The sequence below is a fragment of the Seohaeicola sp. 4SK31 genome (assembly GCF_028802875.1).
Taxonomy (GTDB): Bacteria; Pseudomonadota; Alphaproteobacteria; order Rhodobacterales; family Rhodobacteraceae; genus Seohaeicola.
Genome location: NZ_JARAMP010000027.1, coordinates 34,080 through 45,259, shown reverse-complemented (window position 1 = coordinate 45,259; position 11,180 = coordinate 34,080). Strand labels below are relative to the sequence as shown.

Here is an 11,180-nt window from a genome sequence, read left to right as displayed (position 1 = left end):
CAGGTCCGCATCGCCATCCTGAACGGCTACACCGCACTCGGCATACCCGTCACAGAGACCGTGGGATAAGTCTGTCCAGGGAAAGGGGAACTTCGGCGATCAGCCGATTTGTGCAACAGAGCCCCCAAGAGGCACTTGCGGTAGTGCAGGATATTGGAGCTGTGCGCATTTTGCGTTGAAGCCACGGGGGGTTTTCCCCTGTCTATAAGGGCGGCGCGATGCCAGTCTGTATCGTATCCTCGCACCGCCAGCAGGTGTTAGGCGCGCGGAAAGCCGTCCAGTAGTGCGCGCGCGCCGGTATAGTCTCTCTGCTGGGCGGCTGTCAGAAACATCCACAGTGGGCGGCCGGCCGCCTCTTTTCCCGCGCGCAGTGGCGCGGTCATCCCACCCTTGGTGCGCCCGATCCGTCTTGGCCTCAAAAGGCAATTGCCGCGCCGTCCGCGCGGGGGTCGGAGGCGGCTTCCATCAGCCCTTCGGGATGAAGGACCACCGCCCCTGCATGGCCTGCGGTGTCCGAGAAGGGGGCGATCATCTCGACCTCGTGACCGGCGTCTTGCAGGGCGGTGACAAGGGCAGGGTCGAAGCGGTCTTCCAGCTTGAGGGTGGTCGTCGTCTCGCCCCATGTCTTGCCCAAGAGCCAGCGGGGGGCGGTGACGGCGGCTTGCAGGTCCTGACCGAAGGTCACATGGCGGGTGAAGACGGCGGCTTGTGTCTGGGGCTGGCCTTCGCCGCCCATCGTCCCATAGGCCATGACGCGGCCATCGGTCAGTTGCGCGAGCGCCGGGTTCAGCGTGTGGAAAGGGCGGCGGTAGGGGCCGAGCTGGTTGGGGCCTGCAGCCAGCGAGAAGCCCGCACCACGGTTCTGGAAGAACACGCCGGTATCGGTGCAGGTGAGGCCCGATCCGAATTCCCAGAACACCGACTGGATGAAGCTGACCACCATGCCGTCCTTGTCGGCCGCGCCCATCCAGATCGTGTCACCGGGTTTTGCCGGGTGCGGCCATGGCAGGGCGCGGGTCATGTCGATCTTGGCAGTCAGAGCATCCAGATGGCTGTCCGTGAGCCAGTCCTGCGCGGGAGTGGCCATCTGGTCTGGATCGCCCAGTTCGGCGTTGCGTTGGATGAAGGCTTGTTTCGTCGCCTCGATCAGCCCGTGCAGATGGGCGAAGCCTTCGGATTGCGTGATGCCCAGACGGTCGAACAGGGCGAGGATCATCAGCGAGGATACGCCCTGTGTGGGGGCGGTCATGTTGAAGAGTTGCCCGGCGCTGGTGGTGACGGTCAGGGGGGTGACCTGTTCGGCGGCGAAGAGGTGGAAATCGGTCAGGCGCAGGGGGCTGCCCATGTCCTCAAGGAAGCGCGCATGGGTGGTGGCGATGTCACCGCGGTAGTAGTCGTCAAGGCCGATCTCGGCGAGGCGGGCGAACGTGTCGCCGAGGGCGGCTTGACGGAGTTTGTGGCCGGGGGCGGGTGGCGCGCCGTCGACGAGGAAGGTTTCGTCAAAGCCCGTCACGCCCTTGAGGGTGTCCAGCTTGGCGGCCGTGGTCAGGGATTGGTTGGCTGTCACGGCGATCCCGTCATGCGCCAGCGCGATGGCGGGGGCGAGCAGGTCGGACAGGGGCAGGCGGCGGTTTTCGGGGACGAGGGCGAGGGCCTTGGCCCAGCCGTCGATGGTGCCGGGCACGGTCAGGGCGGCCAATGGGCCGCGTGCGGGCAGGGCGGTGGTGACGCCCCGCTCGGCATACCATTCAGGTGTGGCGAGGCCCGCGGCCCGGCCACAGCCCGAGATGCCGACAGGGGCCTGACCGGGGCGGTGGATCACCCAAAAGCCATCGCCGCCGATCCCATTCATATGCGGATAGGCGACCGCGATGGCGGCGGCGGCGGCGACCATCGCCTCGATCGCCGTGCCGCCCGCGTTCAGGATATCGCGACCGGCCAGTGCGGCGGCGCGATGGGGGGCGCTGATCGCGCCTTTGTAACCCATGGAAGATGTCAGCATGTCACCACCCGATTGCTGCGGGCAGCCAGAGGGCCAGCCCGGGGAAGACGTAAACCAGTGCCAGCGCCAGCGCTTGCAGTCCGATGAAGGGCACTGCGCCCTTGTAGATGTCAAGGGTCGTCACCTCAGGCGGGGCGACGCCCTTGAGGAAAAACAGCGACCAGCCGAAAGGGGGCGTCAGGAATGAGGTTTGCAGGTTCAGGCAGATCAGGATGCCCAGCCAGACCAGATCGACTCCATTGGCGATGAAGAAGGGCAGGAACAGCGGCAGGGCTATGTAAGAAATTTCGATCCATTCCAGAAAGAAGCCCAAGAGAAAGACCAGCAGCAACATGAACAGGATTGCGCCGTTCACACCGCCGGGGACCCATTCGAACATGCGGCCCACAAGGTGTTCGCCGCCCAAACCGCGGAAGGCCAGACCAAAGACCTGCGCGCAGATCAGGATGAAGAACACCATCGAGGAAATGAGCAGCGTGGATCGTGCAACCTGCTTGAGCAGATCGAAGGTCAGCCGCCCCGACAGCGCCACGAAGGCCAGCGCGCCGATGGCCCCCATCGAGGCCGCTTCCGTCGGGGCGGCCAGCCCGCCGATGATCGAGCCAAGAACCGCGATCACCAGACCGATGGGCGGGCCGACGACGAGAAGGACCTTTTTCGCCAGTTGTGCCCCGCTCATGGCGTCGCGTTCGGCCTGCGGGATCGGAGGCATGAGGCCGGGTTTCCATGCGGCCAGCACAAGGATCGCGATGATATAGACGCCCGCCAGTGTCAGGCCGGGGATCATGGCGGCGGCGAACATGGTGCCTACCGATTCGCCAAGAATTTCCGCCAGAAGGATCAGCACCAGCGAGGGTGGGATGATCTGCCCCAAGGTGCCCGAGGCGCAGATCATGCCGGTCGCCAGATATTTGGGATAGCCCCGGCGCAGCAGCGTGGGCAGGGTCAGCAGGCCCAGCGTCACGATGGTGGCCCCGACGATGCCGGTCGCAGCCCCCAGCAGCACACCGACAAGGATGATTGCCACACCCATGCCGCCCGCGACCTTGCCGAAGACATGGCCGATGATGTCGATCAGTTCCTCGGCCAGACGGGATTTTTCCAGCATCACGCCCATGAAAACGAAGAGAGGGATCGCCATGAAGGTATAGTTCGTGACAACGCCATAGATGCGTGCGGGCAGCAGGTTGAACAGCATCGGGCCGAAACCCGCATAGCCAAAGACCAGCCCCGACACGGCGATGGCGATGCCCACGGGGATGCCGATGATCAGCAGCACGAAAAAGGCGGCGATCATGCCGATCGCCAGAAGTTCGGTCGGAGACATAGCGGTTCTTTCCTGAAGTTCAGTGTCCCGAGGGCCCGCTGTCATGGGCCGGGTTGGGAAGGCCAAAGCCATGGCGCAGCGCATGGGCCAGACCTTGCAGCGCCAGTAGCGCAAACCCCAGCGGGATCAGCGATTTGAGCGCCCAGCGATAGGGCAGGCCACCCGGATTTGGCGAGGATTCCGCGCGCAGCCATGACTGCTGCACCCATGGGATCGACAGCCAGACGGCATAGAGGGCAAAGGCCATGAGCGCGAGGCCGCCCATCACCTCGATCAGGCGACACAGCCAAGGCGGAAAGCGTTCGAACAGCACATCGACGCGGACCTGTTCGCCGCAATAAAGCGCGTAGGACATGCCGAACAGCGCGATGGGCGAGATCAGGTGCCATTGCAATTCCTGCAACCACACGGCCCCGGTGCGCAGGAAGTAGCGGATGAACACATCGCCCGCCACCATCAGCACCAGCGCCACGCAGGTCCAGGCCGCGATCCAGCCGAAAAGCCGGACCGCGCCCTCGATCCCGTTCACGAAACGTGAGAGGGCGCGCATCTTCAGACCTTGAGGATGGACTTGTGCCACGGCCCTTCGCTGACCCCAGCCCAGCGGTCGTGGTTCGCCTTGAAGGCCATGTAGCTGTCATGGACTTCCTTGACCAAGGGATCGGCGGCGGCCCGGGTGGCCAGCGTGTCGGCGGTCGCGGTGCGCAGTGCCTCGACCACCGCTTCGGGGAGGACGGCGGCGGTGACGCCGAAATTGTCCACCAGATCGGACAGGGCCTCGCCATTCACGGCCTCGGACCATGTCATGCTTTCAAGGCAGGCGGCCATGCAGGCGGTCTTGACGATCTGTTGCAGATCGGCGGGCAGGGCATCCCAAGCGGCCTTGGAGATGAGAAGTTCCCCCGTGGTGGAGGGCTCGTGCCAGCCGGTGGTGTGGTAGAACTTGGCGGCGTTTTGCAGACCAAGGCGGCGATCCTGATAGGGGCCTACGAATTCGGCGGCGTCGATCACGCCGCGTTCCAGCGCGGGGAAGATCTCGCCGCCCGGAAGGACGCGGGCGTCCACGCCAAGGCTGGCATAGACCTGACCGGCCAGACCGGGGATGCGCATGCGCAGGCCTTGCAACTGGCTGACATCCTCGATCGGTTCGCGGAACCAGCCGGTCATCTGCACACCGGTATTGTTCATCGGGAAGGCAACAAGGCCGAAGGGTTCATAGACCTTGTGCCACAGCTCCAGACCGCCGCCGTGATAAAGCCATGCCATATGTCCGGCGAAGCTCATCCCGAAGGGAACGGTGGTGAAGTATTGTGCGGCAAAGGTGGTGCCCGACCAGAAATAGCTGTTGGAGGCGTTCATCTCGATCACGCCCTGCTGGACGGCGTCGAAGCCCTCGAAGGCGGGGATCAGCTCGCCTGCGGCGAAGTGCTGGATCTTGAGGCGGCCGCCGGACATGGCGTCGATCTTGGCGATGATGTCCGTGGGGCTGCCGGGGCCTTCGACGTAGAAGGGCGAGCCGGGGCCGTAGGAATTGGTCATGCGCCAGGCGAAGCTGTCCTGCGCCTGTGCCACGCGGGGGGCGGCCAGGGGGGCAGCCACGGCGGCTGCGGCGGTGGCGGTCAGAAATCTGCGACGTTCCATGAAAGTACCTCTCCTGTCTGGGTCCCTGTCGGGGTGGCCGCAAGGTTGGCTTGCGGTCCGGTTTCTGGTGCGTCTCCTCCGTGAGGGACGAGCTAGGGCAGCGGGCGGATGAGGGGCAGGGGAAAGGGCGTGGATGGCCTTGTTGATTGGTCATATTGTATACAATTTCCGCTGATCAATGCGCTGGTGAATACAAATAAGGCAGTCTGAGAAGCGGCTGCCGGGGCCTGTTTCGGGTTTGACAACCTGCGGTGCGCAGGACAGGCTGAGCCTCCCCGGTGCCGCTGTCAGATGGAGCCTTGTTTGCCCTTTCGTTTCGTTCACACGGCTGATCTGCATCTGGACTCGCCGCTGAAATCGTTGGCGCTGCGGGATAGCGCCTTGGCCGAGGTGATCGGCAATGCCAGCCGCGCGGCATTCACGCGGATCATTGATCTGTGTCTGGAAGAGGCGGTGGATGCGCTGCTGATCGCGGGGGATCTGTATGATGGGGCGCAGACCTCGATGAAGACGGCGCGGTTTTTGACGCAAGGGTTGCGGCGTCTGGATGCGGCGGGGATCGAGACGTTCATCATCCGGGGCAACCATGACGCGGAATCGCGGATCACGGCGCAGTTGGTCTTGCCGCCTTCGGTCACGGTGTTTGGCGCGCAGGCGGGGGTGGTGCGGCGCAGCAAGGGCGCGTTGGAGGTGGCCATTCACGGGATCAGTTTCGCGCGGCCGCATGCGCCGGACAGCCTGCTGGGGCGGTTCAAGGCCCCTGTGCCGGGGGCGGTGAATATCGGGATGCTGCATACCAGTCTGGACGGGGCGGCGGGGCATGATCCCTATGCGCCGTGCCGTCTGGCGGATTTGCAGGGCAGCGGGTTCGATTACTGGGCGCTGGGGCATATCCATGCGCGCGCGCATCATGCGGGCGGCTGTCATGTGGTGATGCCCGGCATCCCGCAGGGGCGTGACATTGGCGAGGCGGGTGCGAAATCCGTGACGCTGGTCACCGTGGCGGATGATGGCACTGTGACGGTCGAGGCGCGCTCAACCGGCGTGGCCCGGTTCGAGCGGGTGGAGGTGCCGCTGGACGGGGCCGAGGATTGGCCGGGTGTCGTGGCGGCGTTGTCGGGGGCGCTGCGCGCGGCGCGGCGGGATCATGGCGAGGATCATCTGGTGCTGCGGCCTGTGCTGACGGGACGGACGCCGCTGCTCTGGCGACTGCGGCGCGATCAGGGACTGCTGCTGGATGAGGCGCGGTTGACCGCCGAAGGGATCGGGACGCTGTGGATCGACAAGGTGGAGCTGGCCTGCACCGATGACGCCCCTCCCGATACAGCCGGCCCATTGGCGGAACTGGGGCGTCAGATCGCAGGTATGACCACACCCCCCGCCGCCATTCTGGCCGAGGCGGATGCGGTGATCGAGGCTCTGGCCAAGACCCTGCCCAAGGAGTTGCGCGGGATGCTGGGCGATGATCCGGCAACGCAGGCGGCGATCCGCGATGCGCTGTTGCAGGAGGGTGCCGCAGAGGTGCTGGCCCATCTGCACGGGCTGGAGGGGGACGCCTGATGCGCCTGCGCCGGCTTGATCTGATCCGCTACGGCAAGTTCACGGACCGCAGTCTGGATTTCGGCGCGGCTCCGGCCGATGGGCCTGATTTCCATATCATCTACGGGCCCAATGAAGCGGGCAAATCCACCACCATGCAAGGCTGGCTGGATCTTCTGTATGGTATCCCCACCCAAAGCCGGATGGATTTCCTGCACCCTTATGCGTCGATGCGGCTGGGGGCTGCGATCGACGCGGGCGGCGAGGTGCTGGAGGTGATCCGCACCAAGGGACGCACGGGCACGCTGACCGATCCGGCGGGACATGCCCTGCCCGAGGCGATGATGCCCGGTCTCCTCGGCGGGATCGACCGGGCGGGCTATGAGGCGATGTTCAGTCTGGATGACGAGACGCTGGAGAAGGGCGGGGAAAGCATCCTCTCCAGTCAGGGGGATCTGGGGCAGATGTTGTTTACCGCCTCAAGCGGTCTGGCGGAGATGGGTCAGGCGCTGGAGGGGTTGCGAAGCAAGACGGCGGGTTTCTTCAAGCCCGGTGGCCGCACTGGCGGGCTGGCCGATCTGAAAAAGGCGCTGGCGGCGGTGGAGCAGCAGATTGCCGATCAGGATGTCGGCGCGCGGGACTTTGCTGTGCTGTCGCAGCAGCGCGAACAGGCACAGGCGGCGCTGGATGCGGCGCAGGCAGTGCAGGATGACACGCTGGCGCGGTTGCATCTGGTTGAGCGGCAATTGGCGGCGCTGCCATTGGTGACGCGGCTGACGCTGATCGCGGCGGATCTCAAGGTCTTGCCGGATCTGCCTGCGGTGCCGCAGGGCTGGATCGCGGAACTGGACGACCTTGCGCGGGAGCATGGCCAGACAGTGGTGCGTCTTGAAGGGCAGGCCGCGCTGATGGACGGCCTGCGCGCCGAGATGGAGGCCGCGCGGGATGATCCCGCGATGCTGGCGCAGGATGCCGCGATGGCCGAGGCGGAGGCGCTGAAATCCGATTTCGACGGAGCGGTGCGTGACCTGCCCGCGCGCCGGGCCGAGGCGGATCAGGTGCAGACGCAGATCGACGAATTGTTGCGACAACTGGGTGCGGCGGGGCGCGATCCGGCTGATCTTGTGCTGTCCCCTCCCTTGGTGGCCAGCCTGCGCGCGCTGATGGAGCGGCAGTCCGGCGTGGCGGCGGCGTTGGATACGGCGCGGCAGGAAGAGGCTGCGGCGGCCCAGCGTTTGGCGGCGCTGGTGGCGCGGCTGGGTGACGATGGTGGCGCGGTGCCCGATCTGTCGCTTTTGGCCGAGGTCGTGCAGGGCGCACAGCGCGGCGATCCCGCAGGCGCGCTGGAGCGTGCGCGCGGACTTGAGGCGGCGGCGCGCGACCGGATGGAGACAGCCTTGGCGCGGCTTTTGCCGTGGCGCGGGGATGGGGCGGCGCTGATGGCGCTGTCCTTGCCGGATGCGGCGCAGGTGCAGGGCTGGCGACAGGCGCTGGCCGAGGCGCAGCGGGGCCAAGAGCGCGCGCATGCAGAGGTGACGCGCGCCACGGAGGAGGCCGCGCGGATCACGGCGCAGATGCAGGCCGAGGTCGCGGCGGGACAGGTCACGCTGGAGGATGCGGCGCGGAGCAGGGCGGCGCGGGAAAGCCTGTGGGCCGCGCATCGCGCGGCTTTGAGCACAGAGACGGCCGAGGCGTTCGAGGCGGCTCTCAGGCAGGACGATCAGGTGACGGCGGCTCTGGCGCGGGCGCAGACCGCCGCGCTGCACCGGGCCGAAGCCGAGACGCGGCTGGCCGCGCTGGAGATAGAGCGTGCGCGGCATGAGGCCGAGGCGCAGGCGGCGGCGGCGCGAAGCGCCGCGGTGCGGGAGGCTCTGGCGCGCGTGCTGCCGGCGGGGCTGGACCCCGCGACATCGCCCGAGGCTCTGGAAGACTGGATGCGGCGGCGCGAACTGGCGCTGGAGGCCTTGGCCACGTGGCAGGCCGCAGCGCGGGATCTGGAGGGGGCCGCGCGGGGGCAGGCGGCGGTGCGGGATGCCTTGGCGGCGGGGCTTGCGGCCTCGGGGCAGGCGGTGGCGGAGGATGCGCCGCTGCCGGTGCTGGCCGCACAGGCACGGGTCCTGCTGGAGCGCGCGCAGGGCAAGGCCGCGCTGGTCGAGGCGCGGGATGCGGCGGCAGAGGATCTGCGGCGGCGGCAGGCGGCGCTGGACCGCGCCGGGGCGGCGATGCAGGCGTGGCAGGATGACTGGCAGGCGGCCTGCGGGCGTCTGCCGCTGGGGGGCAGTGACAGCCCGGACGTGGCCGCGATGGGCGGCGTGCTGGACCTGTTCCAGAGCCTTGAGCAAAGCTGGCGCGACTTGCGCGGATTGCGCGACCGGATCGGCAAGATGCAGGCCAATCATGCGGCTTTTGGCGCGGCGGTGGCCGCGCTGGCCGGGCGGTTGGGTCTGCCGGAGGATGATCCCGCGGCAACCTGGGCCGCGTTGCGGGCGCGGCAGCGGGCCGCGCTTGAGGGGCAGGCGCGACGGCAGGATTTGCACGGGAAGCTGGCAGCGGGTGAGCAGGTCGCGCAGGGGTTGCGGGACAAGCTGGCCGTGACCGAGGCGCGGCTGGCCGAGTTCTGCCGGCATTTCGGCTGCGATGACGCGCAGGCGCTGCGCGATGTGGTGGCGCAGGCCGCACGGCGGCAGGATCTGACCGCCGAACGCGACCGGCTGGCCCGTGACATTTGCGAGGGGATGGGCACCGACCGGCTGGCCGAGGCGGTGGCGGCGCTGGAGGGGTTGGACCGGCCCGCGCTGGCGGCAGAGCGCGCCGGGCTGATGGCGGCGCAACAGCGGCAGGGTCAGGATTTGCAGCGGCTTTATGCGGATCTGTCGCAGGCGCAGGGGCGGATCGAGGCGGTGGGTGGCGACGATGCGGTGGCGCGTTTGCAGGAAGAGCGGCAGACATTGCTATTGCAGATCGCCGAGGAGGCGCGCGCCTTCCTGCGGCAGCGGTTGGGGATCGTGGCGGTGGATCACGCCTTGCAAGGCTATCGCGACAGTCACCGCAGCGCGATGATGCAGCGCGCGTCAGAGGCCTTCCGCACCATCACGCGGGGCGACTACAGCGGACTGGCCGCCCAGCCCGAGGGTGAACGCGAGGTGCTGGTGGCGATTGCGGCGACGGGGGCGTCGAAACTGGCGCGGGATCTGTCCAAGGGGACGCGGTTCCAGCTGTATCTGGCGCTGCGGGTCGCGGGTTTTCACGAGATCGCAGCTGCGCGGGAAACGGTGCCCTTCATCGCGGATGACATATTGGAGACCTTCGACGATGACCGCGCCGCCGAGACCTTTGCCCTGCTGGCCGGGATGGCCGGAGTCGGGCAGGTGATCTATCTGACGCATCACCGGCATCTATGCGAGATCGCCCAGCGGATCTGTCCCGCGGTGCGCGTCCATGCTTTGGGCTGAGCCGTTGTTTCTGGATATTTGAAGCAAGAAGAAGCAGGGCGCGCGGACTGCTTCATCCGGCCGGAGATACTCATTCCACTCCGGCCGATGTCAGCAGGGCGGTGGCGGTGGTATCGCCTGCGTCGAGCGCGCCTTCGATCAGGCCGGGGCTGCGGGTCGAGGTTTCCGCGATGGCGATATGCAGGCGGCCGTCCAGATGGGGTTGGCGCAGGATCGCCGGGGGCAGGTCGGGATGCGCGCCCATGTGATCCGACGCCGTGCAGATCAGCGGTTCGCGCGACCAGTCCTGCACCGTGACGGAGTTCGGGTGCGGGGCGTCCGGGCCGAAACAACGGATCAGTTGCGCGCGGATCGCCGCCTCCAGCGCGGCGGGGTCGCGGGCCTCGGGCGGCCAGCCGACGAATCCGAACAGGGCGGGTTGGCCGTTCGGGGCGCTGTGGTCATGCACTTCGACCATTGGGCCGATGCGGCTGGCGATGCGGCCTGAGAGGCCGCTGTCGCGCCAGAAGGGGCGGTCGTAGAGGATCACGGCCTTGGCCTGCCCCGCCATCCATGTGGGTGTGGCGCGCATCGCGTGCAGCAGGGCTGTGGGCGCGGCGGGGATCGCGATGCGGGTGGCGGCGACGCGCAGCGGGGCCGAGAGCACGACCCGCGCGGCGATGACCTGTGCGCCTGCCGCATCGGTGAGGATCAGCCCGTTCCGGCCCGGATCAAGGCGTGTCACAGGGCGGTTCAGATGGAGCATGCCATCCGGGAGGCCCGCGGCCATGGCCTGCACCAGGGCTGCGGGGCCACCCTTGATGCGCATCATGCCGTCCTGACCGGGCAAAGGGGCGCGGACCGGGGCGGGGTGATAGCCTTCGATCACGGCATCGCCATCATTGGCCTGCACAAAGGTCGCAAGCCCCAGCCTGTCGAGCCACTGCGCCACAACGGGCTGATGCGGCGGCCAGACCCATGTGGGACCAAGGTCGGCCAGCACCTGTCCCTGTTCGTCGCGGAGCGCGTGGATGCGGCCGCCGATGCGGGCCGCGGCCTCGAACACCGCCACTTTGGCCCCGGCGTCCGAGAGCCGGCGCGCGCAGGTCAGGCCGGACAGGCCTGCGCCAATCACGGCAATGTCGATCCGGTGCATGATGTGCCTTTCCCGCAGGGTCCGGGCGCGGCCCTGCGGCGCGCGCCGTTCCGGCCCGTTTACAAAAGTTTCACCTGAATGCAA

General features: G+C 67.4%; 7 protein-coding genes. 2 read left to right on the top strand and 5 right to left on the bottom strand.

The annotated features are described in order from the left end of the window. Window positions 1-415 precede the first annotated feature (415 nt). Genes PVW27_RS18295 through PVW27_RS18280 form a run of 4 tightly spaced genes read right to left on the bottom strand, consistent with a single transcriptional unit; the run spans window position 416 to window position 4,970 of the window. Window positions 416-2,002 carry a gamma-glutamyltransferase family protein gene (locus tag PVW27_RS18295; protein ID WP_274560209.1) on the bottom strand — a complete coding sequence of 529 codons (1,587 nt, stop codon included), beginning with the start codon at window positions 2,000-2,002 and terminating at the stop codon, window positions 416-418. Window position 2,003: 1 nt separating this feature from the next. Beyond that, the gene (locus PVW27_RS18290; RefSeq protein ID WP_274560208.1) at window positions 2,004-3,329 is read right to left on the bottom strand and encodes a TRAP transporter large permease; all 1,326 of its coding nucleotides are present in this window, start codon (window positions 3,327-3,329) and stop codon (window positions 2,004-2,006) included. 19 nt (window positions 3,330-3,348) lie between these two features. Then, window positions 3,349-3,879 carry a TRAP transporter small permease subunit gene (locus tag PVW27_RS18285; RefSeq protein ID WP_274560207.1) on the bottom strand — a complete coding sequence of 177 codons (531 nt, stop codon included), beginning with the start codon at window positions 3,877-3,879 and terminating at the stop codon, window positions 3,349-3,351. 2 nt (window positions 3,880-3,881) lie between these two features. Next, a complete protein-coding gene (locus PVW27_RS18280) occupies window positions 3,882-4,970 on the bottom strand; it encodes a TRAP transporter substrate-binding protein (RefSeq protein ID WP_274560206.1) in 1,089 nt (362 codons plus the stop codon). Window positions 4,971-5,273: 303 nt separating this feature from the next. Here PVW27_RS18280 and PVW27_RS18275 point away from each other — a divergent pair, with 303 nt between their 5' ends. Further along, a complete protein-coding gene (locus PVW27_RS18275; RefSeq protein ID WP_274560205.1) occupies window positions 5,274-6,530 on the top strand; it encodes a metallophosphoesterase family protein in 1,257 nt (418 codons plus the stop codon). Beyond that, the gene (locus PVW27_RS18270) at window positions 6,530-9,961 is read left to right on the top strand and encodes an ATP-binding protein (protein ID WP_274560203.1); all 3,432 of its coding nucleotides are present in this window, start codon (window positions 6,530-6,532) and stop codon (window positions 9,959-9,961) included. The genes PVW27_RS18275 and PVW27_RS18270 overlap by 1 nt, the downstream gene beginning before the upstream one ends. Window positions 9,962-10,031: 70 nt before the next feature. Here the strand turns inward: PVW27_RS18270 and PVW27_RS18265 are convergent, their stop codons facing one another. Further along, window positions 10,032-11,096, bottom strand: a complete 1,065-nt coding sequence (locus tag PVW27_RS18265) for a flavin monoamine oxidase family protein (protein WP_274560201.1) — start codon at window positions 11,094-11,096, stop codon at window positions 10,032-10,034. Window positions 11,097-11,180 lie beyond the last annotated feature (84 nt).